At 60.7% G+C, this 26,517-nt stretch carries 18 protein-coding genes and 1 tRNA gene; 14 read left to right on the forward strand and 5 right to left on the reverse strand.

What is annotated here, in order from left to right:
- Both AB5758_RS06195 and AB5758_RS06200 read left to right on the forward strand, forming a co-directional pair.
- On the forward strand, positions 1–747 hold a 747-nt coding region (locus tag AB5758_RS06195), incomplete at its 5' end, for a PTS system mannose/fructose/sorbose family transporter subunit IID (RefSeq protein ID WP_368152430.1).
- Positions 748–1,177: 430 nt separating this feature from the next.
- Positions 1,178–2,644, forward strand: a complete 1,467-nt coding sequence (locus tag AB5758_RS06200) for an ATP-binding protein (protein ID WP_368141969.1) — start codon at positions 1,178–1,180, stop codon at positions 2,642–2,644.
- A gap of 100 nt (positions 2,645–2,744) precedes the next feature.
- On the opposite strand, the gene AB5758_RS06205 is transcribed toward AB5758_RS06200, so the two are convergent.
- Positions 2,745–3,236, reverse strand: a complete 492-nt coding sequence (locus tag AB5758_RS06205) for a hypothetical protein (protein ID WP_055309616.1) — start codon at positions 3,234–3,236, stop codon at positions 2,745–2,747.
- 215 nt (positions 3,237–3,451) lie between these two features.
- Here AB5758_RS06205 and AB5758_RS06210 point away from each other — a divergent pair, with 215 nt between their 5' ends.
- Both AB5758_RS06210 and AB5758_RS06215 read left to right on the forward strand, forming a co-directional pair.
- Positions 3,452–4,534 (forward strand): HNH endonuclease, encoded by a 1,083-nt coding sequence (locus tag AB5758_RS06210; RefSeq protein WP_195543795.1) that lies wholly within the window; start codon positions 3,452–3,454, stop codon positions 4,532–4,534.
- Between the two features lie 122 nt (positions 4,535–4,656).
- Entirely contained in the window at positions 4,657–4,941 is a 285-nt protein-coding gene (locus AB5758_RS06215; protein ID WP_368141544.1) for a hypothetical protein, read from the forward strand.
- A gap of 38 nt (positions 4,942–4,979) precedes the next feature.
- On the opposite strand, the gene AB5758_RS06220 is transcribed toward AB5758_RS06215, so the two are convergent.
- Both AB5758_RS06220 and AB5758_RS06225 read right to left on the reverse strand, forming a co-directional pair.
- Entirely contained in the window at positions 4,980–5,666 is a 687-nt protein-coding gene (locus AB5758_RS06220) for a DUF5710 domain-containing protein (RefSeq protein ID WP_368141543.1), read from the reverse strand.
- Between the two features lie 390 nt (positions 5,667–6,056).
- Positions 6,057–6,131, reverse strand: a tRNA-Val gene (locus AB5758_RS06225).
- Positions 6,132–6,420: 289 nt separating this feature from the next.
- Here AB5758_RS06225 and AB5758_RS06230 point away from each other — a divergent pair.
- The 3 genes from AB5758_RS06230 to glmM all read left to right on the forward strand — a co-directional run bounded on the left by AB5758_RS06230 (position 6,421) and on the right by glmM (position 11,320).
- Positions 6,421–7,443: a DMT family transporter gene (locus tag AB5758_RS06230; protein ID WP_368141542.1), complete on the forward strand. Its 1,023-nt coding sequence runs from the start codon at positions 6,421–6,423 to the stop codon at positions 7,441–7,443.
- 149 nt (positions 7,444–7,592) lie between these two features.
- On the forward strand, positions 7,593–9,905 hold the full coding sequence (locus AB5758_RS06235; RefSeq protein ID WP_270226126.1) for a DUF4012 domain-containing protein: 2,313 nt from the start codon (positions 7,593–7,595) through the stop codon (positions 9,903–9,905).
- 83 nt (positions 9,906–9,988) lie between these two features.
- On the forward strand, positions 9,989–11,320 hold the full coding sequence (gene glmM / locus AB5758_RS06240) for a phosphoglucosamine mutase (RefSeq protein WP_270226124.1): 1,332 nt from the start codon (positions 9,989–9,991) through the stop codon (positions 11,318–11,320).
- 266 nt (positions 11,321–11,586) lie between these two features.
- On the opposite strand, the gene AB5758_RS06245 is transcribed toward glmM, so the two are convergent.
- Complete coding sequence (locus AB5758_RS06245; protein WP_270226122.1) at positions 11,587–13,161, reverse strand: carboxypeptidase M32; 1,575 nt, start codon at positions 13,159–13,161, stop codon at positions 11,587–11,589.
- 505 nt (positions 13,162–13,666) lie between these two features.
- On the opposite strand from AB5758_RS06245, the gene pheS reads away from it, so the two are divergent.
- The 6 genes from pheS (at position 13,667) to AB5758_RS06275 (ending at position 21,273) form a co-directional block, all read left to right on the forward strand.
- Positions 13,667–14,743 (forward strand): phenylalanine--tRNA ligase subunit alpha, encoded by a 1,077-nt coding sequence (gene pheS / locus AB5758_RS06250; RefSeq protein WP_035136801.1) that lies wholly within the window; start codon positions 13,667–13,669, stop codon positions 14,741–14,743.
- A gap of 184 nt (positions 14,744–14,927) precedes the next feature.
- Complete coding sequence (gene pheT, locus AB5758_RS06255) at positions 14,928–17,381, forward strand: phenylalanine--tRNA ligase subunit beta (RefSeq protein ID WP_368141541.1); 2,454 nt, start codon at positions 14,928–14,930, stop codon at positions 17,379–17,381.
- Positions 17,382–17,627: 246 nt separating this feature from the next.
- Positions 17,628–18,713: a cobalt transporter CbiM gene (gene cbiM, locus AB5758_RS06260; protein ID WP_270226120.1), complete on the forward strand. Its 1,086-nt coding sequence runs from the start codon at positions 17,628–17,630 to the stop codon at positions 18,711–18,713.
- A complete protein-coding gene (locus AB5758_RS06265; protein WP_270226119.1) occupies positions 18,691–19,527 on the forward strand; it encodes an energy-coupling factor transporter transmembrane component T family protein in 837 nt (278 codons plus the stop codon). The genes cbiM and AB5758_RS06265 overlap by 23 nt, the downstream gene beginning before the upstream one ends.
- Before the next feature lie 46 nt (positions 19,528–19,573).
- Positions 19,574–20,344, forward strand: coding sequence for an energy-coupling factor ABC transporter ATP-binding protein (locus AB5758_RS06270; RefSeq protein ID WP_229090555.1), 771 nt, complete (start codon positions 19,574–19,576; stop codon positions 20,342–20,344).
- Between the two features lie 80 nt (positions 20,345–20,424).
- Positions 20,425–21,273 carry a hypothetical protein gene (locus tag AB5758_RS06275; protein WP_349116364.1) on the forward strand — a complete coding sequence of 283 codons (849 nt, stop codon included), beginning with the start codon at positions 20,425–20,427 and terminating at the stop codon, positions 21,271–21,273.
- A gap of 203 nt (positions 21,274–21,476) precedes the next feature.
- On the opposite strand, the gene pyk is transcribed toward AB5758_RS06275, so the two are convergent.
- Positions 21,477–22,937: a pyruvate kinase gene (gene pyk / locus AB5758_RS06280; protein ID WP_138374409.1), complete on the reverse strand. Its 1,461-nt coding sequence runs from the start codon at positions 22,935–22,937 to the stop codon at positions 21,477–21,479.
- 441 nt (positions 22,938–23,378) lie between these two features.
- Between pyk and AB5758_RS06285 the strand changes: the two genes are divergently transcribed.
- Positions 23,379–26,060, forward strand: coding sequence for a cation-translocating P-type ATPase (locus AB5758_RS06285; protein WP_368141540.1), 2,682 nt, complete (start codon positions 23,379–23,381; stop codon positions 26,058–26,060).
- The last annotated feature ends 457 nt before the right edge of the window (positions 26,061–26,517 follow it).

The following is a 26,517-nucleotide window of genomic DNA, read 5'->3' on the forward strand; positions in this document are numbered from 1 at the left end:
CCAGATTCTAGGACAGGGGCCGCTTGCGTTTGGCGGTCAGCCGTCGGCGCGCTTACACCAACATTTCCGACGCGATCCGACGACGATTACTATGCGGCGCTTGATCGCCATACCGAGTTCTTTAACATCACGCCTCATGTGCTTCCGTTTGTAGCCGGCCTAACGGTTTCGATGGAAGAGCAGGCGGCTGCCGATAAGAACTTCGACACGTCCTCGATTAACGCCATGAAGGTCGGCCTCATGGGACCGCTTTCCGGCATCGGCGATTCGTTCTACTGGGGTACGTTCCGCGTGGTCGCCGCCGGCATTGGTATTGGCATCGCGTCGACGGGCAACCCGCTCGGCCCCATCGTGTACGCGCTCATCTACTCCGTGATTAACCTTGCAACGCGTATCGTCGCAGCCCATCTGGGATACGACCTGGGAACCAAGTTCCTGCAGCAGTCCGAAGAGAACAACCTCATGTCTCGCATGACGCATGCTGCCGGTGTCCTCGGAATGACCGTCATTGGCGCAATGATTGCGGCACAGGTCTCGCTGTCCACAGCTTTGACCTTTGATGTGGGTGGTTCGGAGATTGTCCTGCAGGATCTGTTCGATTCGATCTTCCCCGGTCTGCTGCCTTTGCTGGCAACGTTCGCTTGCGTTGTCCTCTATAAAAAGGGTGTCAAGACCATTTGGATTATTATTGGCATCTTCGCGATCTGCATCATCGGAACGGGCTTGGGAGTGTTCGCAGCGGCGTAATGTTGACTGCTTTGCTCGCGCGTTGGATAACTAACTGTCCGTTTGAAAACGGGGTTCGGCGTAAGGCCGGCCCCGTTTTTTGTTTGAGGGATTTTCTAACCGTCCAATAGTCTAGGCTCATGCATCACTCACGTATCTCTCATCTCTCACTCGTCTCTAATATGAGAGATAACAGAAAGACGAGAGATAAATATGAGAGATAACTGATCAGCAAAGAGACAAGCAATCATGGTATTGTCTCAATACTGATTGTTCTACCAGCAAAAACATGTTTAAATGAAACAAATGGCAGATATCTTATCTTTCATCTCTCACTTATCTCTAATATGAGAGATAGCAGAAAGGTGAGAGATAATTACGAGAGATAACTGAGAGACGAAGGAAATCTATTCGCGGCATTCTCCGCCGGGCCGAGCGAAAGGACATGCAGATGAACGAAAACGAGCTGACCGGTCTGCTCGAGTCTTTAAGGCGCATGGGCTCGGACGATCTTAACGTCGAGGTCAAGGAGAGCGCCACGACGCTTTCCCGCGACGTATGGGAAACGGTTAGCGCATTCGCGAATACCGCTGGCGGAATTATCGTGCTCGGCGTGAGCGAGCGCGCGGGCTTTGTCCCGGTTGAGAACTTTGAGACCGAGAAGGTGCTCAACCAATTCGTAGCGGGCATGGGTGATGCCGGCGGGCGCGGAAAACTGGCCAATCCGCCCAAATACACCATTGAACGCGTGGAGCTCCAGGGCACCGTGGTTCTGGTCATCACGATTGAGGAGCTCGACCCGTCGAGCAAGCCTTGTTATGTCATAGAGCGGGGCGCTCAAGGCGGCAGCTACAAACGCATCGATGATAAAGATGTTCCGCTCTCGTCGACCGAGGTCCTGTCCTTGTCATCGTATGAACGGGCGAGCCCCAGTGATCGCGATGCAGTGCCCGGCGCGGTCGCAGGCGATCTTGACGAGGCCCTGGTCGACCGCACGATAGAGCGTGCTTTCTCACTGACACCTCGTGCGATGCGCGGCGCGCCGGACAAGAAAACGAAGCTGGAGCGCCTGAATTTCCTCGACTCCCAGGGCAATGTCACTAAGGCCGGACTCCTGGCTGCGGGTGCCTATCCTCAGCAGTTCTATCCCAAGCTCTTTATCGATGTGGCGGTCTATGCCGGAACGCAGAAGGGCGCGGCGGGGTCGTTGAGGTTCATGGACCGTACGATCTGCGAGGGAACGTTGGGCGAAATGATCTCGGATGCCGTCGCGGCAATCGCCAAGAATTTGCGGCGAACCTCGACGATCCAAGGCGTCTCGCGTGTCGACTCGCTGGAGGTTCCCGAGGAGGTCCTGCGCGAGGCAATTGCCAACGCCGTAATCCACCGAGAATACGGAGATCGGTTCTGTGGGCAGTCGATCGCTGTTGACGTCTTTGATGACCGTATCGAGGTGACGAACCCCGGCGGCCTATACGGGGGAAAGACTCGCGAGAACTTGTTTGACGGCAGCTCCCGATGCCGTAACGCGACGCTCGTGAAACTCATGTCGATTGTCCCGCTGCCGGATGGCGCAGGTTCGCCGGCTGAGGGCAATGGCTCGGGCATCCCGATGATGATCGATGCCATGCGCGCGCATGGTCTGGCCGAGCCCCTGTTCTGCCCGGGGTTCGATCGGTTCAAGGTCGTACTTTACCGTTCAAAGATCGAGCCGGTCGATCATGGCGGGGGCTTAATTGTGACGGCACTCAAACATTACGGCGAGCTGGGGACGCGTGAGCTGGCAGAGCACACGGGGCTCACAATTTCCCAGGTTAGGTCGCGCGTCAACGCGCTCATTGCTCAAGGCGAGCTTGAGCCCACGGCGCCGGCGACGAGCCGCAACCGCAAGTATCGACTGTTGGAGCGCGTGGAATAAATGCGTTAGCGGACGAGGCGACCCAATAATCGACTCTCGATTGGCGCCCACTAAGGTTAAGCGGTTGTTGCCCAGTTGACGGTGATGCTAAAGACTCGGCTTACGCCGGCATGGCCGCGAACCCGTCCATCAAGAACAGCCTAAGAACCAGCTTGATGACATATCCCGGTTTGACTTCAGCCGCGTCAAAGACATGGCGCTCGGCGAGCTCGCTGCAGTATGTATAGATGTCGCGGATAAGGTCCGCGCCCGAAAGCGTAAACATGTAGCCTGCGTCCGAAAGCGCATTGGGCGCGGCGGGCAACTTGGCCATGTGGCAGAACGTTTGCAGGTCGGGCGCCATAACATTCTGGTAGTCGAGGTGGCCGCTGGCATCCTGTGCGGCAAGCTCCAATTGGCGCACAAAATCCAGCGCCGCTGCCAGCACAAAGCTCGGCGTAGGCGCGTTGACGTCCTGAGTGGTCGCCACGAGCCTGCCCGCCGCCTGCGTGACAAGCCAAGCGACCTCGCGCTGGCAACGCACGGCCTTGCGCGTAACCGGCTTGATGGACGAAGAAGAAACGCTCCCCTTAGGCGGATTCGAAGCAGCCATAAGACCCTCCCATGAACAATCCGGTCCAACAAGCCCGGATGAAACACGTGCTACATCAGTATACAGAGGAGTGGGGTAGCGGGGTACGAGCGCGCCAGCGGCAAACCGAGAGCATCAACGATGTGCCGATCGCGGAATGAGATCTCGTAATAATTGACTCTCGGTCATATTATTGAGGGGCATGACTCGCGTTCGTATGGTTGTAGGTGCTGGCGATGAACGACATTGACCTTGCTGTTCCGTTGATGGATGGACCAAGCTATGACCGTGCCTGCAGTCTCGTGCCTTCTGAATACGTTGAGGCATGGGAGTGGTTTCTGGGTGAGGAGCAGCGCGGCGGCGTTTGGACCAGCCTTCCGCACCACACCAAGGAAGATAGCCCTCAGTATCAGTATCGTTTGAGAATTGGCTCGGACTTCTTTCCCGTAACGCGGGATTCAGGGATCTTCTGGCCGGGCCAGGATCGGGTGAAGCAAGATCCCAATAAGATCTTTGCGCTTTCGGTCCATAACTCTAAAAAGAGCTTCTACACCGATGTGCCTCCGCTCTATTTGGACGATGGTACGTGGGTCATTAAGTACTCGGTTCAAGCGCCGGGTACCGTTGGTTTTCGAGACCAGAATTACAACCGTAAAATGCTCAACTGCATGGAATGCGGCGTTCCAGTCGGAGTCATATTTGCAACCGAGGTGGGCTATAAGGTGCTCGGCCTTGCGTTTGTTGAGCGGTTCGAGCCCGAAAACGGATGGTTTGTTCTGCACGGTCCTGTTCATAAAGGCGGGCCGGACCCTCGTTTTGCGCCCGACATGAGTTATCTGAAGCGCATGCCCGTCGATATTGAGTTTGCCGGACAGGGTGCGACCGACGACGAAAAGGTCCGCTATGCGTTAAGGCGCGAGCGATTGGGGCAACAATGGTTCCGCAAACAGCTCGTTGCCGCCTATGACGGCCGTTGCGCGGTGTCGGACTGCGGCGTCAGTGAAGCTCTGGAGGCTGCGCATATCGAGAATTACTCGGGACCCAAATCGCAGGTTGCCAGCAACGGCATTCTGCTTCGGCGCGACCTTCATTCCCTATTTGATGCTCACCTGATTTCGTTTGAGCCTGTTTGCGGCGAATATCGGCTGTGCGGATCGTACCTGCTGGATAAGACTGACTACGCTTCCTTTGCGGGTGCGACGCTAAGGCAGCCGAATGAGCGTCAGTGGCGACCCAATACGGTGTTTCTTGAGGCCCATCGCATTGAGTTCGATCGCTCGGAAAAGAAGCGTGAAAAGGCGGGGCTTCTGCCGTATTAGCGTATTTGGCTTTGGCATTCTTTGACGATCGTGTTGTTTGATCGGATCGCGTGGCGATGCAATCTCGCGTACGCTCGCCGGTGCATGCTCTTCCTGATTTGTATAGCGAGAGGGGAGCGTGTATGAGCTGGCGAGGCGATATTGCGATGGGGAAGTACGGAAAACTGCCGTGTGCCCTTATCGACAACAATATGTTTCCGAGCGTAGAGGTTGATCGCGGGTCGTTTGTCGTCGCCTGCCCTTGCTGCGGCTCGCAAATACCGTGTCTCGACATTCGGTTCATCGATGCGCGCGACAGGCTCAGCGACGAAGTGAGAAAACGGACAGGCGTTCATATGCCGGTGTATCCGGAGAAATGCCCTGTTTGTGGCCTCGATATCGTGTACGACGCCGGCGACGAGGGATAGGTGATGCGGAGGAGCTGACTGTGAAGGCCTCTCCGTCCCTACAAATAAATCCCCTCACCGAGCTGCTTGTGGAACTCGGCGTGATGGTCGCGTGCCCAGGTAAAGAGCGCCTGGTCAAAATTGGTACGCGTGGCCGGGACGCCAAAGACGCCGGCAACTTCGACGCGTATAAACTGCAGTGCCGGCAGCTTGTTGATGGCAGTGAGGGCAAACGGGGACGAGGGCTCCTCGAACAGATAGCGACTGCCTTGCAGCGCGTCGCAACTGGTGCACGTGTTGCCGAGCGACGGGGCTTTGGAGGCTCGCGCGCCTACGGGCTTGTAGCCGCAGCGCTTATGAAGGTAGTCGCGGATCTCGCCCGGCACGCAGCCAAGAGCGGGCACGATGGCGAGTGCGTTGGCGTTGGCCGTGTCGATGGCAATGTGCCCAGCTTCGTTGGGCGCGTGCGCGATGGCGATGCTCTCGTCGTTATCGGTTCGATAGGGAATGCCGAAGGCCGCGACCGAGGTCTCTTTGTGACACTTCCAGCACTCGCGCTCGCCCAGTACTAGATATATATACGGCGCTGAGGGGTCGAATCGGTCAACACCGGGCAGCCACTCGGCAAAGGGCTCGGGGTTGACGCCGCTGGGTACATACCAGATCTTCTTGGTCCGGTCCCATTTGGCGCCCAGCGCCTTGGCTTCTTCTTTGTGCGAAAAGGGGACATCGAGCTCGGTGCGCATGGCGGCTCCTTGGTGCTGCAGGTGCAAGTGGCTCAAGGATACCGCAGGGCGCAGACATCGCGGCGTTTTGCCGAGAAGTTGCGGTGCGGATGGGTTCGAGACGTGTTGGTCTCGGCCTCGGTGGCTATTGGGGCGGTTTTGATTGACTACGGAGTCAGCCGGGATAGGCACTTGGGTCGCTGACGCGGTTTTGTACATGGGCAGGGTGGTTGGAGCAGTTTGCGGCGCAGTTTTGTGCCCGGCTGTTGTTGATGTTGGGGTATTGAATTTGTTTGGCAGCCATTCGTCAGGTGAATTGATGTTACGTTGCGATGACGGTTGGAGTTGCCAGCGGATTTGGCGACATAAAACAAAACAGCTCAGAGACATAGCCTCTGAGCTGTGAACATTTGGTGGGCGTTAGAAGATTTGAACTTCTGACCTCTTCCGTGTCAGGGAAGCGCTCTCCCCCTGAGCTAAACGCCCGATCAAGGGTGCGCAAGCGCGCAAGGGATAATATAACGGAGCCTGAACTCGGTGGCAAGAACATTTTTAAAAATCGCTTACATTGTGGAATTCGGGGGCTTTGTCATATCCATTTCAAAAGAGCCTGCTGCCGCGATTTGGCTGTTGCATAATGCAAGCCCATTGTGGTATCGAGCTATGGAAAGACGTCTGCGGAATTGTCCTACCGATAAACGGACAAGCCTCCAGCTGGTGCCTTTGCCGTGGTAAGGTAAGCCGAATTGCTTCCAGACTGTTTCGGGGGAGTGGAATGAGCAAAGAGTGTGTCGAGCAGGTCGAAGGCGCAGGGGCTTCGGTGCCGATGACCGATATATCGAACATTGATGTGCCCGAGGGCACCGACGAGCTCAGCCGTAGCACCCGCCGCGCCTGGCGCGAGCGCCTTAACGATGCGTCGTCGCGCAAGATGATCACGGGCGTCTTGGCTACGCTGGTGGGCGGTTCGTTTTGGGGCTTCTCGGGCACCAGCGCGAGCTTTCTGTTCGATACCTACCACGTCGACACCTTGTGGCTTATGAGCGTACGTCAGATTCTCGCCGGTCTACTCTTTATGGCCGTGGTTGTTACGCGCGACCGCGAGCGCCTGATTAAGCTCTGGACCACACCCGCCGATCGCAAGCAGCTGCTGCTCTTTACCGCCTTTGGCCTGCTGTTCAACCAGTTTTGCTATCTTTCGGCCGTGCGCCTGACGAACGCCGGAACCGCGACGGTGCTCCAGTGCCTGCAGCTCGTTATCATCATGGGCTACACCTGCGTGATCGATCGCCGCATGCCACGTACTCGCGAAGTCATCGGCATTGGCCTAGCTCTGGGTGGAACCTTTTTAATCGCCACCGGCGGCGACCCCACCAGCCTGAATATCTCGCCGCTTGGCCTGGCAGCAGGTCTTATGTGTGCGGTCAGCGCCGCGTGTATGGCGGTGATTCCCGCCAAGATCCTGCCCGAATACGGTAGCCCCATCGTCACGGGCTCGGCAATGCTCACGGCGGGCGTGGTTTCATGTGTCTTCGTGCGGCCCTGGGCGCATATGCCGGCGCTCGACGCTGCCGGCATCGAGGCGCTCGCGGTGTTCGTGGTTATCGGCTCGTTTTTTGCTTACATGCTTTATATGCAGGGCGTTAAGGACATCGGCTCGGTGCGCGCGAGCCTCATCGGAACTGTGGAGCCGGTTTCGGCGACTATCACCAGCGCCGTTATGCTGGGCACGGTGTTTTTGCCGACCGACCTTATCGGCTTTGCCATGATCATCGTGATGATGTTCCTCACGGTGTAGCTGGCGCCGCCGCCAAGACAGAAAAGGTGTTGTGCCGCATTTTCGCCAATTGACGTCCGTGTCTGGAGTTTAGCTGTCGATGCCCAAAATGCCATAAACTAGTAACGTTATGGACTTTTTCATTGCGACTCAATTGCGAGGATTTCTTTATGGCTGGTAATCACTTTAAGGGCAGCGATAGCGGCCGTCCTGCAGTTCCGCCGCGTCCGAACGGGGCTGGTAAGGCCGGCACGCCGGGCGGCGCTGGACAGGGCGGTTCCGGTAAGCGCGTGTCCCCGGGCGAGACGGCGATGTTTACCGCTCTGTACGAGCAGTCTCAAAAGGCAAAAAAGACCGGCCGTGCAAGAGGGAATGTCTTTGCGGGCGGTGCAACCTCCGCGTCGCAGCCGATCGGGGCTCCTTCGGTACCCGCGAACAACGCGGGTGCTGCCAACGCCGCGAATGCCGCCGGCAACGTTAATGCCGGCAAGGCCGCCAACAATACTCCCTCTGCCGGTGGCGCGGGGCTTACGGGTAACCTTGGCACGATTTACACCGGCGCCTCCGAGACTGGCACGTTCGCCCGCCTGGATGATAGCGGTGCCGAGTTTGCGGGCTCGGGTTCCAAGGAAGATTATTACGATTTTGGCTTGAACTACGGTAGCGACGCTTCGTCGAGTTCGACCTCTGACGGTCTGGTCCGTCATCGTCATCGCAAGGGCGAGCGCAAAAAGCGTCACACCGGCGCCATTATTGCCGCTGTAGTCGCGGTGCTTCTCGTTGCGCTTGGCGCAAGCGGCTTTATGCTGCTTAACTCGGCAAAGACCGTAAAGAGCGAAGCGAAGGAGGCTGTCGAGATCGTCGGTGGCCTTAAGGACAAGGTCACGTCGGGCGATTTTTCGACGCTGCCTGACGACGCGAAGAAGATCGATGAGCTCTGTAACAGCATGAAGGCGAAGACCTCGAGCCCGCTGTGGGCGGCGGCTTCGTTTATCCCGGTGTATGGCAGCGATATCAATGCGGCCCGCACCATGATCGACGCCCTGTCCGATGTCTCGAGCAATGCGCTGGTTCCCATGGCCGATAACCTTTCGCAGGCTACGCCCGGCAAGCTGTTCCAGGACGGCATGATTAACGTGTCCGCGCTGCAGGCGGTCGCCGATTCGCTTTCCAGCAGCTCGAAGGTGTTCAAGAGCGCCAACGAGAAGGTCCAGGGCATTGGCGATACTCATATTTCCCAGGTGACCGAGCTGGTCGATAAGGCCAAGGACGGCTTTGCCACCCTCAACGGTGCGGTTGACGCGGCGGAGAAGGTCGCCCCCGTCCTCCCCCAGATGCTCGGCGCCAACGGCCAGACGCGCAACTACCTTGTGTACGCCATGAACAACGTCGAGATTCGTGCTTGCGGCGGCTTTGGCGGTTCGCAGGGCCTGATTTCGGTCACCGACGGCCAGATGTCGATTGGCGAGTTTGTTCCCCGCATTGGACTCAGCGAGGATGAGGCAGTCGAGAGCGTCGACGAAGAGGATGAGGCGCTGTTCGGCAACCACAGCAACCTGTACAACTCGGGCAATACCTATTCGCCTGATTGGCCCCGCAACTCGCAGCGTGTCGCCGCGCTGTGGAAGTCCCAGTATGGGCAGGACGTTGACGGCGTCGTGGGTATCGACCCGGTGTTCCTGCAGTATCTGCTGGGCCTGGTCGGTAACGTGTCGCTGCCCGACGGAACGGTTGTCGACGGCACCAACGCCGCAAAGGTCCTCATGCACGATGTGTACTGGAACTATCCGGTCGAGGAGTCGGACGGCATCTTTGCATCCGTTGCCAGCGCTGCCTTCGACAAGATTCTCGGTGGCATCGGTGACGTCGACGTTACAAAGCTTGTCGGTGCATTCGAGCGCGGTGCCGAAGAGGGCCGTCTGATTGCTTGGATGAGAAACGATGATGAGCAGAATGCCATCAAAGAGACGGGCATTGACGCCTCGCTGCCCGATCCGGATGATCCGAGTGCCGATCCCGTTGCCGGCGTTTACTTTAACAACCTGAGCTTTTCCAAGCTCGACTGGTATCTGAACGCCGACACGCAGATTGGCCAGGGCGTGAAGAACGGCGACGGCACGTGTTCCTATCGCATCACCGTTACCCTGACGAACATCATGACGCAGGAGGAGGCCGGCAAGCTGCCCGACTACGTCGCGGCGAGCGCGCCCGATGCCGCGCGCGACGACGAGCGTCTGAATGTCTCACTGTTTGCCCCGACGGGCGGCAACATCAGTGACCTTACGGTTGAGGGCACCCAGTTTGGTCTTGGCGCCGCTACGTGGCATGGAATCCCCTTCTATTCGGGTACCGTTGACCTGCATGCTGGCGAGACGACGACGATCACGTATACGCTGACCACGTCGGCCGAGGCGGGGGACAAGCCGCTTACACTGCGTCAGACTCCTACATGCCAGGCGGCTCGCGACAGCGCGTCGGCGTAGGGTTTTTCTGGTAGCGCAGATAATCGAGTACCATTTTGGGGCGGACAGGCAATCTGTCCGCCCCTATTTTGTAAGGAGAGCGCATGAAGTACTTTGGCACCGACGGCTTTCGCGGTGAGGCCAACGTTGGGCTGACGGTAGAGCACGCTTATAAGATTGGCCGTTTTGTGGGCTGGTATTACGGCGCCAACCGCAGTGCTAAGGCGCGCGTCATCGTGGGCAAGGACACGCGTCGCTCGAGCTATATGTTTGAGGCGGCGCTGGTGAGCGGCCTGGTCGCGAGCGGCGCGGACGCCTACATGCTGCACGTGATCCCGACGCCGGGCGTGGCGCATCAGACCGTGGAGGGCTGCTTCGATTGCGGCATCATGATCAGTGCGAGCCACAACCCGTTTTGCGATAACGGCATTAAGCTCGTCAACAGCGATGGCTTTAAGATGGACGAGGACGTGCTGGAGCTCATCGAGGACTACATCGATGGCAAGAGCGAAGTTCCGCTGGCCACGGGCAACCACATCGGTGCCACGGTGGACTACATGCAGGGCCGCAACCGCTACATTGCTTCGCTCATCGCCAGCGCGAACTTTTCGCTGCAGGGCGTCAAGATCGGTATTGACTGCGCCAACGGCTCGGCTTCCTCGGTGGCCAAGCCGGTGTTTGACGCGCTGGGCGCCGACGTGCGCGTGATCAATGCCGCGCCTGATGGTTTTAACATCAACGTCGACTGCGGCTCCACGCATATGGAGCGCCTACAACGCCACGTGGTGGAGCAGGGCCTGGACGTGGGCTTTGCCTACGACGGCGATGCCGACCGCTGCCTGGCCGTGGATGAGCGCGGTCGCATGGTAGACGGCGACCAGATCCTGTACGTGTGCGGCGTGTATCTGAACAAGCACGGGCGACTCTCGGGCGGTACCGTGGTGCCGACGATTGCCAGCAACTTTGGCCTGGTCAAGTCGCTGGAGCTTGCCGGTCTGAGCGCCGTGACCAGCGGCGTGGGCGACCGTCACGTGTATGCCAAGATGCGCGAGGGCGGCTACAGCTTGGGCGGCGAGCAGACGGGCCATACGATCTTTGGCGATATCGAGCGCACGGGCGACGGCATTATGACTTCGCTGCGCGTGATGGAAGTGATTCGTGCCGAGCGCGAGACGCTCTCGCAGCTCACGGCTCCGTGCAAGCTGCTGCCGCAGGCGCAGGTGGCCGTGCACGTGGCGGACAAGGACGCCGCGCTCGAGAACATGGGCGTGCAGAACGCCATCGCCGAGGCCGAGGCCGCGCTGGCAGGCGAGGGCCGCGTACTGGTGCGCAAGAGCGGAACCGAGTCGGTGATCCGCGTTTTGGCCGAAGCCCCCGACCAAGCCGCCGCCGACGCCGCCATGAAGCGCATCGCAAGCGCTCTGGAAGCTTTTTAGTTACGCGGTTTTACCAAACCGCGTAACTGCTCGACGCTGCAAACGGCCCCAAGCGGCAGTCTGACGTTCAATTTCAAGGGCGCGACCAGAAGGTCAGCGCCCTTTCATTTCACGTCACCTTGCTCGCTTAGGGTCGTTTTCGCTGACGTTGCCAAGACATTAGCGTCAACGAACTAGTCATTGGGTACCTAGTTATTGGGTGAAAAAAGGGGACGCTGCGGATTGGTTCCGCGGCGCCCCCTTTGCGTTGGCGTGTCGGTTATGCCTTACAGCTCGTAGAGCGTGGTGAACTTGTCCTGCAGGTAGCTGCAGTAGTAGCGGGCATCGAACGCCATGCCGCAGGCGCCCTTGATGAGCTCCGGCGCGTCCTTGGCGCGGCCCCACTGCCAAATGCGCTCGCCCAGCCAGGCGCGGACGGGCGCCAGGTCGCCGCTCGCACAGGCGCCGTTAAGGTCGACACCGTCGCGGCACATGGCCGGCACAAACATGGCATCGTAGGCACTGCCCAGCGCATACGTAGGGAAGTAGCCAAACGAGCCGCCGCTCCAGTGCGTATCCTGCAGGCAACCACGCGTGTCGTCGGGAACGGAAATGCCCAGGTACTCGTTCATAAAGCGATTCCAAAGCGCGGGGATGTCCTTGGCCGTGGCCTCGCCGGCAAACAGCATGCGCTCGATCTCGTAGCGCACCATAACGTGCAGCGGATAGGTGAGCTCGTCGGCCTCGGTGCGGATCAGCGAAGGCTGCGCGATGTTCACGGCGTGGTAGAGCGTGTCCTCGTCGACGTCGCCGTAGACCTCGGGTGCGTGGCGGCGCAGCACCTCGAGCAGCGGTCCCATAAAGGCGCGGCTGCGACCCACGGTGTTCTCGAAAAAGCGGCTCTGGCTCTCGTGGATGCCCATGGAGGTGCCACCCTCCAGGCACGTGCGCGCATAGGCGGGGTTCACGCCCAGCTCGTACATGGCGTGACCTGCCTCATGGATGATGCTGAAGACGTTGGAGATACAGTCGTTCTCGTAGATGTGCGTCGCGATGCGCGCATCGCCCACGGCAAAGCCCTCGCTAAACGGATGCTCGGTAAAGGCAAGCGTGGTGTCGTCCAGGTTCAGGCCGACGAGCTTCATGAGGTCGAAGCTCATGGCGCGCTGGGCGGCCTCGGGCACGCGGGCGTGCAAAAAGTCGGCAGCGGGCTGCTGGCCGCGCTCGCCGATGGCGTGCACGAGCGGCACGACCGTCGCCTTGACCTCATCGCAAAACGCATCGAAGCTCTTGGCGGAAAGGCCGCGCTCGTACTGGTCGAGCCAAACATCGTATGGGTCGCGCTTGGGGTCCATGAGCTCGGCCTGATGCTTAAGTTGGGCGACGATTCTATCCACATAGGGCTCAAAGCTCGCCCAGTCATTGGCCGTCTTGGCTTTGTGCCACACGGCATCGGCCTCGCAGGTGAGCCTGGTCCAGGCCTCGGCCTCCTCGGTGGGGATGACGCTTGCCTCGCGCTGGTCACGGCCGAGCACGCGGATCTCGTCGAGCAGCTGCGGGTCGTTGATCTTGCCGCCGACGACGGTCTCGCGCGTCAGCGAGCGTACGAGCTCAACGGACTTTTCGCTGGTCAGGAGCTTATGGTGCTCGCCGGCAAGGGTGCCCATGGCATCGGCGCGCGCTGCGGCGCCGTTGGCGGGGGCAATGGTCGCGCCGTCAAACTCGGCAATCTTGAGCAGGTACTCGCGGGTCCACAGCTTGCCCTCGAGCTTGCGGAATTTTTTGACGGTCTTATCGACCTTCATGCCTTTGGGCGTCTTGCCCGCTGCGGGCTCTGCCTTCTTATCGTGTTTCTTTCCCATACCATATCCTTGATCTCGCGAGCCGAGCGCCACAGATGGGCGCACGGCCAGTTTGCACAGCTACCTGCCTTGTACCCAGCACGAACAAAACGGAACGCGGCGATACGCTCACACAATGTGGTATCCTATAGCCCAATGCGTTGACGGAGAGGGTTTTGCCCGCCGCGTCGCCGGCAAGAGAGGGAAGGTCATGGGCTGCAAGCCTTCCTGCGGTGGCAAGGGCCAAGCGTTCACTCCCGAGCAGCGACCTCAACGGGCGCGCGGCCAGCGGCGGCGATGTCCCAGTAGGGAAGCCGTGAGCCTCGCGACAAGGGGCAAAGAGTGGGCGCGGCGGGCCAGACATCCGCCGGGTCAAACAAGGTGGTACCGCGGAATTCAACCGTCCTTGGGCAATGCACATGCCCGAGGGCGGTTTTTTTGTTACCGAACCGGGCCGCGTTTTCGCAACGTCAGACGGCGGCAGCCGCCTCGGCAAGCGGGGAGCGCGAGAGACGAAAGGGAAGACATGAGTCTGATTGATGATCTGGTCAAACTCGAGGAAGAGGCCAAGGAGCTCGTCGCAGGTGCCGACGACGCCGCCAAGCTCGAGGCTGCGCGCGTTGAGCTGCTCGGTCGCAAGGGCCGTATCACCGGCCTGATGCGTATGATGGGCAAGCTCGCCCCCGAGGATCGTCCCATGATGGGCAAACGCGCCAACGAGATGCGCCAGCTGATCGAGGGCATGCTCGACGAGCGCACCACCGAGATGAAGGCCGCCGCCCTCAAGCACGCACTCGAGCACGAGGCCGTCGACATCACGCTGCCGGGCATCCGTCCGCAGATCGGTCACCAGCACCTGATCAAGCAGATCATCGAGGAGGCCGAGGACATCTTCTGCGGCATCGGCTACACCGTCGAGTCCGGCCCTATGGTCGATACCTCCTACTACAACTTCACCGCGCTCAACGCGCCCATGGATCACCCGAGCCGCTCGGCTCGCGACACGTTCTATGTGGTCGACAACAACCCCGGCAGCGTCGCGCATCCCGAGGCTCACGCTCACGGCGAGTCCGACGTGCTGCTGCGCACCCAGACCTCGGGCGTGCAGATCCACACCATGGAGTCGCAAAAGCCGCCCATCTACATGATCTGCCCGGGCACCGTCTACCGTCCCGACACGGCCGACGCCTGCCACCTGCCGCAGTTCAATCAGATCGAGGGCCTGGTCGTCGACGAGGGTATCACCTTTGGCGATCTTAAGGGCACGCTCGACTACTTTGTTAAGTGCATGTTTGGCGAGGACCGCAAGACGCGCTACCGCCCGCACTTCTTCCCCTTTACCGAGCCGAGCTGCGAGGTGGACGTGAGCTGCCACGTGTGCGGCGGCAAGGGCTGCAACTTCTGCAAGCACAGCGGCTGGATTGAGATCCTGGGCTGCGGCATGGTCGACCCCAACGTTCTGATCAACTGCGGCATCGACCCCGAGAAGTACACCGGCTTCGCCTTTGGTATTGGCGCCGAGCGCGTCGCGGCACTGCGCTACGACTTGCCTGACCTTAGAACTCTCATGACTGGCGATATGCGCTTCTTGAATCAGTTCTAGGCTGCGGCTTGCCCAAGCACGACACCTCGGCGCTCATTCGTCGCTTGCGTACCAAAGTACGCGGCGCTCCTCTTTCGGGCCGATCTGCCGCACTTGGACAACCCTCGCTTTGTAAGGAATGTTCACAAAGTTGAAGTTTCCACCTGCATCTCTTCGCAGGCTTTCAGTATGAAAGGAGAGCTAGATGCGTGTTTCTTACGACTGGCTCAAGACCATGATCGATATTCCGGAGGATCCCAAGACCCTTTCGGACGAATATATCCGTACCGGCACCGAGGTCGAGGCGATCGACACCGTGGGCGAGTCCTTCGACCACGTGGTGACCGCCAAGGTGCTCACCAAGATCCCGCACCCCGATAGCGACCACATGTATGTGTGCTCGGTCGACGTGGGCGACAAGAATCTCGACGCCGACGGCAATCCCGCTCCGCTGCAGATCGTCTGCGGCGCGCAGAACTTCGAGGCCGGCGACCACATCGTCACGGCCATGATTGGCGCCGTGCTTCCCGGCGACGTCAAGATCAAGAAGAGCAAGCTTCGCGGCGTCGTGTCCATGGGCATGAACTGCTCCGCGCGCGAGCTCGGCCTGGGTGGCGACCACTCCGGCATTATGATCCTGCCCGAGGATACGCCCTGCGGCATGCCGTTTGCCGAGTACGTGGGCTCGAGCGACACCGTGCTCGACTGTGAGATCACGCCCAACCGTCCCGACTGCCTGTCCATGATCGGCATGGCCCGCGAGACCGGCGCCATCTTCGACCGCGATTTCCACGTTGAGCTGCCCGCCATCAAGGTCGAGACCGGCCGCGCGACCGACGACGAGCTTTCCGTCGAGATCGCCGACGAGGGCCTGTGCGACCGCTACGTTGCCCGCATCGTGCGCAACGTCAAGGTCGGCCCGTCGCCAGACTGGATGGTCAAGCGCCTCAACGCCCTAGGCGTGCGCCCGCACAACAACATCGTCGACATCACCAACTACGTGATGATGCTCACCGGTCAGCCGCTGCACGCCTTTGACCTGGACACCTTTGCCGAGCGCGATGGCCACCGTCGTGTGGTGGTTCGTGCCGCCCAGCAGGACGAGAAGTTCACGACGCTCGACGGCGAGGAGCGCGTGCTCGACGCCGGCATGGGCCTCATCACCGACGGCGAGCGCCCCGTGGCGTTGGCCGGCGTTATGGGTGGCATGGATTCCGAGATCGAGGACGATACCGTTGACGTGATGGTCGAGAGCGCCTGCTTCAACGCCGGCCGCACCTCGCACACCAGCCGCGACCTTTCGCTGATCTCCGACGCCTCCATTCGCTTTGAGCGCCAGGTTGACGAGACCGGCTGCGTGGATGTTGCCAACGTTACCTGCGCGCTGATTGAGGAGATCGCCGGCGGCGAGGTCGCTCCCGGCTATGTGGACGTGTTCCCCGCGCCCAAGACCATCGACAGCATCAAGCTGCGCCTGGCCCGCGTGCACGCCATCTGCGGTGCCGACATCGAGTCCGACTTTATCGAGCGCTCGCTCACCCGCCTGGGCTGCACCGTCGAGCGCGACGGCGAGGACTTTATGGTCACGCCGCCGAGCTTCCGTCCCGACCTGCCGCGTGAGATCGACCTGATCGAGGAGGTCTTGCGCTTATGGGGCATGGGCCGCGTGACGGCGACCATTCCGGCTGCCAAGAACCACATCGGCGGTCTGACCCGCGAGCAGAAGCTCACTCGTAAGGTCGGCGAGATCCTGCGCGCCTGCGGCCTCAACGAGACCACGACTTTTGGCTTTGCCGCCCCGGGCGACCTGGAGAAGATCGGTATGTCCACCGAGGGTCGCGGTTGCCCCGTGGTGCTCATGAACCCGCTGGTAGCCGAGCAGACCGAGATGCGCCGCTCGCTGTTGCCAGGCCTGTTGCAGTCTGTGGCCTACAACGAGGCCCACGGCACGCCCAACGTGCATCTGTACGAGGTCGGCAGCTTGTTCCACGGTCGCGAGAACGCCAGCCTGCCCAAGGAGACCAAGTCCGTGGCGGGCGTGCTCTCGGGCCAGTGGAGCGAGCGGTCCTGGAACATGAAGTACCGTAAGCTGCGCTTCTTCTTTGGCAAGGGCATTGTCGAGGAGCTGCTTGCTCAGCTGCGCATCGAGAAGGTTCGCTTCCGTCCCGTCGAGGGCGAGGGCTATGCCTTCCTGCAGCCGGGTCGTGCGGCTGAGGTTCTGTCCGGCGGCACCGTGCTGGGCTGGGTTGGCGAGATCCACCCCAAGGCGCGCGAGGCCATGGGCATCGACGAGGTCGTCGTTGCCTTTGAGCTCGACTTGGACAAGCTGATCAAGGGCGCCTGCAACCAGGAGAACTACCGCGAGTTCTCGCAGTACCCGGCCGTTGAGCACGACCTTGCTATCGTGGTCGACAACACTGTGACCTGCGAGGATCTTGAGCGCCGTATTACCAGCGCCGGAGGCAAGCTGCTCGAGGGCGTGCGCCTGTTCGACGTCTACCGCGATCCCGTCCGTATCGGTGCGGGCAAGAAGTCCATGGCCTTTGCGCTTACGTATCGCTCCGACGACCACACGCTCACCAGCGAAGAGGTCGAAAAAGCGCACCAGAAGATCGTCACCAAGGTGTGCAAGGGCGTAAACGGCGAGGTCCGCGGCTAGGTCCTGCGCTGGGGTATGGGTCAGCGGTGGCTGCTGCCGAGTCCTACGTGACTGCTGTGCCCGGTATAAGGCACCGTTGAGCCTGCATATATGACACGCGCATTACATAACGGCGTGCTGCTTTGTCGGCAGTGCGCCGTTTTGCTATGATAGCCCGCGGCGTGTTACGAATCTGACATTACGTAACACTGGAAAGGTGATTCAAGCGGCGTTGCAATTCCGTGCGCCGATAACCGGGAGGCGTACATGCACATTCCAGATAATTATCTGTCCCCGCAGACCGATGCCGTTATGGCGGTGGCGATGGTGCCCGTTTGGATCCACTGCATCAAGAAGGTGCGCGCCACGCTCGATCGCGAGCACATGGCGTTCCTGGGCATCTGCGCCGCGTTCTCCTTCCTGCTCATGATGTTCAACGTGCCGCTGCCTGGCGGCACCACAGGCCACGCCGTTGGTGGCGCACTCATCGCGCTGCTGCTGGGCCCCGAGGCCGCGGCTATCGCGGTTTCGGTCGCGCTGGCGCTGCAAGCGCTGCTGTTTGGCGACGGCGGCATCCTGTCCTTTGGCGCTAACTGCTTTAACATGGCCTTCGTGTTGCCGTTTGCCGCAGCCATCGTGTTCCGCGCGCTTAACAGCCGTTTGCACGACAAGAGCTGGGGCACCTCGGTTTCGGCCATCGTAAGCGGCTGGGTCGGCCTGTGCCTGGCGGCCCTGTGCGCAGCAATCGAGTTTGGTATTCAGCCGATGCTTTTCACGAATGCTTCGGGCGCTCCGCTGTACTGCCCCTTCCCGCTGTCCATTGCCATTCCGGCCATGATGATCCCGCATATGTTGGCAGCCGGCGTGGTCGAGGGCGTGGCGACTGCCGCGATCTACGGCTTTATCAAGAAGACGGCGCCGAGCGTTATCGTCGGCCCCGAGGCCGCCGATGGACAGCTTGCTGCCGAGGGCGCTGCTGCCAAGAAGACCTCGCTGGTCCCCACGCTCATCTTGGTTGCCGTGCTTGTCGTGGCCACGCCGCTGGGCCTGCTGGCCACGGGTGACGCCTGGGGTGAGTGGGACGCCGAGGGCGCCGCGACCGCCGTTCAGGAGGTTGGCGACGACAGCCTGCAGGCTTCGGTCGGTCTCGACACCCCGACCTTTGCCGATGCGCTGCCTACGGGTGATTACCTGCAGGCCTATTCCGAGGAGCAGGGTCTCGGCTTTGCCGGTCAGGCTGCCATGTATATCCTGTCCGGCGTGATTGGCGTGGCGGTGCTCACCATCGCATTCCGTCTGATCTCGCTGACGGTCAAGGAAAGCGGTGCTCATGGCGATGGTCGAGCTGCCTAGCTGGCTTGCGGTCGAGCAGCGTTACGAGCCCACGGGCGCTCGTCATCGCGTGATGCAAAAGAACGTCCTGCACCTGGCGAGCCTGCTTGAGCGGGTTCGCCTGGGCGGGGGCGCGCACGAGGGCGGGTCGATGGTCGACCGCGCCCTTTCTTGCGTTTCGGCTCCGGTGCGCCTGGTGGGGATGTTCTTTTGCGTCCTGTGCGTGTGTCTGACGCAGAGCCCGCTGTACATCATGTTGATGGCGGCTATCGCGCTGGTGCTCGTTGCCGTGCGCCCTGTACGCGGGCTGCGCGCGACCTTTGTGCCGGCGTTGGCTGCCGCGGGGTTTGCCGTGGTTCTGGCACTGCCTGCCCTGCTGCTGGGCGCTTCTGCCGCGGGTGCCATGCTCAAAATTGCGCTTAAGACGTTCATTAACGTGTCGCTCGTGCTGGGTGTTTCGTGGACCCTCACGTGGAGCCGCATGTCGGCGGCGCTCAAGATGCTGCATCTACCCGACGAAGTTATCTTTACGTTTGATATGGCGCTCAAGCACATCGAGGTGCTGGGTCGTACGGCGCACGATCTGTGCGAATCGGTCATGCTGCGCAGCGTTGGCCGTGCGCCCGAGGGATTTTCGCGTACCGATTCGATCGCGGGTATCATGGGCATGACCTTTATCAAGGCGATGAAATGCAGCCGCGCGATGGACGAGGCTATGCTTTGCCGCGGCTTTGCCGGTGCGTATCCGGCTCCCGCGCGCGCCAGGTTTGGCTGGCGCGATGCGGCCTATGCGGCCGGCGTGGCGCTGCTGACAGTGTTGTGCGCCGTGCTGTAGGCGCTGCTGGTTCCGACTGGGGATGCAAATGGGGAAGGGCGACGTTTTGGCAAACGATACAAATGACGCGATGGGCGCGAGCGGTGCTGTTGGCGCCGAGGCAACGCCGCTCATCGAGTTTCGCGACGTGGTGTTTTCCTATGCGGGCCATACGGTGGTCGACGGCGTTTCGCTGCGCGTGGACCGTGGTGAACTCGTTGCCCTGCTCGGTCCCAACGGCTGCGGCAAGACGACGATTATGCGTCTTATTAACGGCCTTGAACTCGTGGATGCAGGGGCATACCTGTTTGACGGGCACGTGATCGATGAGGCGTTTCTAAAGGATTCCGCGGCCGCTCAGCGTTTTCATCAGCGCGTAGGTTTTGTGTTTCAGAATGCCGATGCTCAGCTGTTCTGCGCTACGGTGGGCGAGGAAGTTGCTTTTGGTCCCGCGCAGATGGGGCTGCCGGCAGACGAGCTCGAGCGCCGCGTGCGCGATGCCATGGGGCTGTTCCAGGTTGCCGACCTTGCCGACGCCTCTCCCTATCAGCTCTCGGGCGGGCAAAAGAAGCGCGTTGCGCTGGCTGCGGTGGTGTCGATGAACCCGGATATCTTGGTCCTCGACGAGCCTACCAATGGGCTCGACGAGGATTCATGCGACATTGTGGTCAACTTCTTGCTGGCCTACGTCGCGGCGGGTAAGACGGTCTTGATGAGCACACATCACCAGGATTTGGTGCGACGCCTGGGTGCCCGTGCAATCTATATCGATCGATATCACCATGTGATCGAGGCGCCTTCGCCGTCGTATGGAACCGAAAGCGGTGCTACGGACTAGTTGCTGCGTAGAGCGTGCGTAGCCGCCCGCGCGGCTTTGCCGTGATGGTATAGTTATCCAGGTTTTTTATGGGGGTGGCTATGCCAAGCTGGAACATTCATATCGCTCAGACGGAGCGTTTGCTGGAGCGCACCGGTGCGCTTGCCAATAGCGTGCGCGACCGCAATGCCTTTTTGTTTGGCTGCGTGGTTCCGGATATCTTCGTGGGCTATATGGTCCCTGGCATCGCCGATCCCATCCCGTACCGCATTACGCACTTTGCAAAGCCCGAGCCTATCCCTAAGCCTCGTGAGCATGAGTTCTGGGATACCTATGTGGCACCGTTGCTTAAAAGTTCGCCCACCGGTGCGCCAGCCGCGGCCACCTCGATTGTCGATGAGCGCGAGCGACTGAATCGCGTGCACTATCCCCAGCGCTACAGGGATGCCGAGCCGGTTGCCGGTCCCGGCGCCTGTGAGTTCTCGCTTGCATCCGAAGATGTGGCGCAGTCGTTGCTCGATTTGACACTGGGTGTCTGGTCGCATCTGGTGGCCGATACCGTATGGAATACGCGCGTGAATCAGTACCTGGAGGCGCACGGCGGCAAGCCGTGCGAGGAGTTCCGCATTAAAAAGCAAGGCGACTTTGACTGGTTTGGCAAGACGCTCGGCATTGTTTCGATTCCGCGCGCGACCGATCGCCTGTATACTGCGGCGACGCGTTTTGGGCAGTATCCCATCCATAAGGAGTATGTGCTCAAGACCATCGGCGTTATGCACGAGATCGTGCGCGAAAACCCCGGCGAGCCCGACCATCCGCCATACCGCCTGCTGACCGAGAAATTCTTCGACGCAACGTTTACCGAGGTCATCGAGCTGACCGAGGCGGGCTTTGCGGCTCGCGTTGCCGCTTCTGGCGTTCCCGCAGTCCCCCTGATTGCTAGCTGCTAGCCGGCCGGCTTAACGGTGAACAGTTCATCCCAATTGACCAACAGCTCCCGTCGCAGGGCATCTTCGGTGGTACGCTCGGCATCGGAAAGGTTCGCGACTGATCACAAATCGATGAAGCGGCATATGAAGTAGGTCCTAAAAAAGGGCCCGGAAGGCAAAGCCTTCCGGGCCCTTTGCAATGCAAGTGTGCTTGCAAGTGCGATTTAGCGCACCTGAGCGACGTAAGCGACGTTGGTCGAGGAGACCTTGTCCTCGAGCTGGACGCTCATGCGGGGATCGCCAGCGGTGGCGACGGTCAGGTCGCCGGCCTCGACGTAGCCGAGCTCCTTAGCGGTCTCGATCGCCTTGACGATCGTGCCGTTGACGGTGCCCTGGGTAATCTCGGCCTGGTGCGGGATAACGCCCCAGTACATGATCATCTGCTGGACGGCCCACTCGTGGCGGGAGAACGCGCAGATCGGCATGTTGGGACGGAAGTGCGAGATCAGGCGAGCAGTACGGCCGGTGGTCGTCGGCACGGTGATGCACTTGGCGCCAACGGTGGTGGCCATGTTCACAGCGGACATACCCACAACGTTGTTGACAACGCGGGTGCCGTGAGCGTCAGCCGGAACCTCGAGCGGAGCGTGAGCCGGGAGGTACTTCTCGGTCTCGAGAGCAATGCTGGCCTGCATCTTGACGGCCTCGACCGGGTACTTACCGGCAGCGGACTCGCCGGACAGCATAACGGCGTCGGTGCCGTCGTAAATGGCGTTAGCAACGTCGGCAACCTCGGCGCGCGTCGGGCGCGGATTCTGCTGCATGGAGTCGAGCATCTGCGTAGCGGTGATAACGGGCTTGTAGGCCGCGTTGCACTTGGCGATGATCTCCTTCTGGATGTGCGGAACGAGCTCGGGCTTGATCTCGATGCCCAGGTCGCCACGGGCGACCATGATGCCGTCGGAAGCCTCGAGGATCTCGTCGAAGTTCTCGACGCCCAGGGCGCACTCGATCTTCGGGAAGATCGTCACGTGCTCGCCGCCGTTCTCGCGGCAAAGCTCGCGGATGCCGCGGACGGACTCGCCGTCGCGGATGAAGGAAGCGGCGATGTAGTCGATGTTCTCGGTCAGGCCAAAGAGGATGTCCTGACGATCGCGCTCGGTGATGGCGGGCAGCGAGATGTTGACGTTGGGCATGTTGACGCCCTTGCGCTCGCCGATCAGGCCGTCGTTCTTAACGACGCAGGTCATGTCCTGGCCGTCGACGGACTCGACCTCGAGGGCAACCAGGCCGTCATCGATCAGGATGAGGGAGCCCTTCTCGACCTCGGAGGGCAGAGCCAGGTAGTCGAGGGAGATGTGCTCAGAGGTGCCGTGGAAATCCTCGGTCGTGGGCTGAGCGGTGACGACGATCTTGTCGCCGGTCTTGACGGCAACCTTCTTGCCGTCGACCAGAAGGCCGGTGCGGACCTCGGGGCCCTTGGTGTCGAGCAGGATGCCGACGGGCATACCGAGCTCCTTGGAAATACGACGGACGCGCTCGATGCGACCGTGGTGCTCGTCGTAGGAGCCGTGCGAGAAGTTAAAACGGGCGACGTTCATGCCCGCCTTGATCATCTCGCGGATGGTCTCGTCGCTATCGCAGGCGGGACCCATGGTGCATACAATCTTGGTGCGCTTGTACATTCAGACCTCCATCTGACATCGTCTTGCGCTGATAGATAAACCATAAGAAATAAAACCGAGTTGATTATAACGAAATGGCGTCCGAATACCCCAAAAAATCGACCGTATGCCGAATTAGAAGTTCATTTTTTGCGGAAAAACGGTATATGCAAAAACTTTACCAACCGTTCTAACCGCTGCTATCTGGGCGATATTTCAATTTGATGATGCGCCGAAGAAAAAACGTTTTATCAGTATTGAGCATCACACGGTCTGCACCGTTGCTTATGGACCATATTTCCAAATGGATTGTTTTGGCTAGACGCGTTGCTTTGGGGTACCATAGCTCCACTATCAACTGCCGCTCAGCACGGCAGCCTTGATGAGCCCTTGCCCTTCTCCTGGGAATTATGATCGGGCATCAATCTGCTGAGTGGCCCGAATCCCAGGAGGGGACTCTATATGCAAAAGGAATACCTGTCCGCCGCGGCGGAGGTGCTCAGCGACCAAGGTGTCGATGAGAACCTCGGCCTGAGCGACGACGAGGCGTCGTCGCGCCTCGCTAAGACAGGCCCTAACAAGCTCGAGGAAGCCGAGAAGACGCCGCTGTGGAAGCGCTTCTTTGAGCAGATGGCCGACCCCATGGTCATCATGCTGATCGTTGCCGCCGTCATCAGCGCGCTCACGGGCATGGTCAAGGGCGAGGCGGACTTTGCCGATGTCGCCATCATCATGTTCGTCGTTATCGTCAACTCGGTGCTGGGCGTGGTCCAGGAGGCTAAAAGCGAGGAGGCTCTCGAGGCCCTGCAGGAGATGAGCGCGGCGCAGTCCAAGGTGCTGCGCGACGGCAAGCTCGTGCACCTGCCGAGCGCCGAGCTCGTGCCCGGCGATGTGATCATGCTCGAGGCGGGCGACTCCGTCCCGGCCGACTGCCGTGTGCTCGAGAGCGCCACGATGAAGATCGAGGAGGCCGCCCTTACCGGCGAGTCCGTGCCCGTCGAGAAGCATGCCAACGTCATTGAGCTCGCCGCCGGCACCGACGACGTGCCGCTCGGCGACCGCAAGAACATGTGCTACATGGGTTCCACCGTGGTATACGGCCGCGGTCGCGCCGTCGTGGTCGGCACCGGTATGAACACCGAGATGGGCAAGATCGCCGGCGCCCTGGCCGAGGCCAAGGAAGAGCTCACGCCGCTGCAGGTGAAGCTCGCCGAGCTCAGCCGCATCCTCACCATCATGGTTATCGTCATCTGCGTCGTCATCTTTGGCGTCGACATCATCCGCCACGGCGTGGGCAACGTTCTCACCGATCCGACCGCGCTGCTCGACACCTTTATGGTCGCTGTCTCGCTTGCCGTCGCCGCCATCCCCGAGGGCCTGGTTGCCGTCGTGACCATCGTGCTGTCGCTCGGCGTGACCAAGATGGCCAAGCGTCAGGCGATTATCCGCAAGCTCTCTGCCGTCGAGACCCTTGGCTGCACGCAGACCATCTGCTCCGACAAGACCGGTACCCTCACCCAGAACAAGATGACCGTCGTCAAGCACGAGCTCGCTGCGCCTAAGGAGAAGTTCCTGGCCGGCATGGCTCTGTGCTCCGACGCCCAGTGGGACGAGGAGCTGGGCGAGGCCGTGGGTGAGCCGACCGAGTGTGCGCTCGTCAACGATGCCGGCAAGGCGGGGCTCACTGGCCTGACTGCCGAGCATCCGCGCGTGGGCGAGGCCCCGTTTGACTCGGGCCGCAAGATGATGTCCGTGGTCGTCGAGACCCTGGACGGCGAGTATGAGCAGTACACCAAGGGCGCGCCCGACGTGGTGATCGGCCTGTGCACCCATATCTACGAGGGCGACAAGGTCGTTCCGCTGACCGAGGAGCGTCGCGCCGAGCTCGTGGCCGCCAACAAGGCCATGGCCGACGAGGCCCTGCGCGTGCTGGCGCTGGCAAGCCGCACCTACACCGAGGTCCCGGCCGACTGCAGCCCCGCTGCGCTCGAGCACGACCTGGTCTTCTGCGGCCTGTCCGGCATGATTGACCCGGTCCGCCCCGAGGTCGCCGACGCCATCCGCGAGGCCCACGATGCCGGTATCCGCACCGTCATGATTACGGGCGACCACATCGACACCGCCGTGGCCATCGCCAAGCAGCTGGGTATCGTCACCGATCGCAGCCAGGCCATCACGGGCGCCGACCTCGACCGCATGAGCGACGAGGAACTCGACGCGCACATCGAGGACTACGGCGTGTACGCCCGCGTTCAGCCCGAGCACAAGACCCGCATCGTCGAGGCTTGGAAGTCGCGCGACCAGATCGTGGCCATGACGGGCGACGGCGTCAACGACGCCCCGTCCATCAAGCGCGCCGACATCGGCGTTGGCATGGGCATCACCGGTACCGACGTCACCAAGAACGTCGCCGACATGGTGCTTGCCGATGACAACTTCGCCACCATCATCGGTGCCTGCGAAGAGGGCCGTCGCATCTACGACAACATCCGCAAGGTCATCCAGTTCCTGCTTTCGGCAAACCTTGCCGAGGTCTTCTCGGTGTTTATCGCCACGCTCATCGGCTTTACCATCTTCCAGCCGGTGCAGCTGCTGTGGGTGAACCTGGTTACCGACTGTTTCCCCGCGCTCGCGCTGGGCATGGAGGACGCCGAGGGCGACATTATGAAGCGCAAGCCGCGCAACGCTAAGGACGGTGTCTTCGCCGGACATATGGGTCTGGACTGCGTGGTCCAGGGTCTGATCATCACCGTGCTGGTGCTGGCGAGCTTCTTTGTGGGCGTGTACTTTGACATGGGCTACATTCACATCGCTGATATGATCGCCGGCAATGCCGACGAGGAAGGCGTGATGATGGCGTTCATCACGCTCAACATGGTCGAGATTTTCCACTGCTTCAATATGCGCAGCCGTCGTGCGTCGCTGTTCACCATGAAGAAGCAGAACAAGTGGCTGTGGGCTTCCGCCGCGCTGGCACTGGTGCTGACGGTGATCGTGACCGTGCAGCCGACGCTTGCCGAGATGTTCTTTGGCCCCGTGACGCTTGAGCTCAAGGGCGTTGTCGCTGCCCTGGGCCTGGCCTTCCTGATCATCCCGCTGATGGAGATCTACAAGGCGATCATGCGCGCGGTCGAGAAGGAGTAGGTCGAAAGGCCATCCTTCCCACCGGCCCGACCGCCTGCGGGGTTTCTTCTTCGCTGGTCCTCGCGCTTCGCGCTGCGGGATCGCTCAGAAGAAACCCCTCCCGGCGGGCGGGCCTTCGGATGACCTCTCGGGACCGTAAGCTGAGGAAAAGTTTGTGAGCTGGTCGGGCTTTGCCCGGCCAGCTCTTTTTGATTTAAAATACCTGCTCAGTTGTGATTTATGGTGCTGGGAGGCGCTTGTGGGCAAGGCGAAGGCTAAGGCGAAGAAAAAGACGACGGGGGCGCGGGCTAAGCGCGATCGTCGTCGGAAGCTCGCGACCGAAGCCCCCGCGTCTGCCGAGGAGCTGCTGGCAAACGTGCCGGGACTTGACGCGCTGCAGGATGTTCCGGCGTTCGATGACCTGCCGGTCGATGAAGCTCAGCAGGCGGCATTTGACGACTTTTGCGCACATACCGAG

The organism is Collinsella aerofaciens, from assembly GCF_040926405.1.
Lineage (GTDB): Bacteria > Actinomycetota > Coriobacteriia > Coriobacteriales > Coriobacteriaceae > Collinsella.

Excerpts from the sequence above, each read along its gene's own strand:
- AB5758_RS06200 (WP_368141969.1), top strand. The coding sequence starts at position 1,178 with ATGAACGAAAACGAGCTGACCGGTCTGCTCGAGTCTTTAAGGCGCATG.
- AB5758_RS06205 (WP_055309616.1), bottom strand. The coding sequence starts at position 3,236 with ATGGCTGCTTCGAATCCGCCTAAGGGGAGCGTTTCTTCTTCGTCCATC.
- AB5758_RS06210 (WP_195543795.1), top strand. The coding sequence starts at position 3,452 with ATGAACGACATTGACCTTGCTGTTCCGTTGATGGATGGACCAAGCTAT.
- AB5758_RS06215 (WP_368141544.1), top strand. The coding sequence starts at position 4,657 with ATGAGCTGGCGAGGCGATATTGCGATGGGGAAGTACGGAAAACTGCCG.
- AB5758_RS06220 (WP_368141543.1), bottom strand. The coding sequence starts at position 5,666 with ATGCGCACCGAGCTCGATGTCCCCTTTTCGCACAAAGAAGAAGCCAAG.
- AB5758_RS06230 (WP_368141542.1), top strand. The coding sequence starts at position 6,421 with ATGAGCAAAGAGTGTGTCGAGCAGGTCGAAGGCGCAGGGGCTTCGGTG.
- AB5758_RS06235 (WP_270226126.1), top strand. The coding sequence starts at position 7,593 with ATGGCTGGTAATCACTTTAAGGGCAGCGATAGCGGCCGTCCTGCAGTT.
- glmM (WP_270226124.1), top strand. The coding sequence starts at position 9,989 with ATGAAGTACTTTGGCACCGACGGCTTTCGCGGTGAGGCCAACGTTGGG.
- AB5758_RS06245 (WP_270226122.1), bottom strand. The coding sequence starts at position 13,161 with ATGGGAAAGAAACACGATAAGAAGGCAGAGCCCGCAGCGGGCAAGACG.
- pheS (WP_035136801.1), top strand. The coding sequence starts at position 13,667 with ATGAGTCTGATTGATGATCTGGTCAAACTCGAGGAAGAGGCCAAGGAG.
- pheT (WP_368141541.1), top strand. The coding sequence starts at position 14,928 with ATGCGTGTTTCTTACGACTGGCTCAAGACCATGATCGATATTCCGGAG.
- cbiM (WP_270226120.1), top strand. The coding sequence starts at position 17,628 with ATGCACATTCCAGATAATTATCTGTCCCCGCAGACCGATGCCGTTATG.
- AB5758_RS06265 (WP_270226119.1), top strand. The coding sequence starts at position 18,691 with ATGGCGATGGTCGAGCTGCCTAGCTGGCTTGCGGTCGAGCAGCGTTAC.
- AB5758_RS06275 (WP_349116364.1), top strand. The coding sequence starts at position 20,425 with ATGCCAAGCTGGAACATTCATATCGCTCAGACGGAGCGTTTGCTGGAG.
- pyk (WP_138374409.1), bottom strand. The coding sequence starts at position 22,937 with ATGTACAAGCGCACCAAGATTGTATGCACCATGGGTCCCGCCTGCGAT.
- AB5758_RS06285 (WP_368141540.1), top strand. The coding sequence starts at position 23,379 with ATGCAAAAGGAATACCTGTCCGCCGCGGCGGAGGTGCTCAGCGACCAA.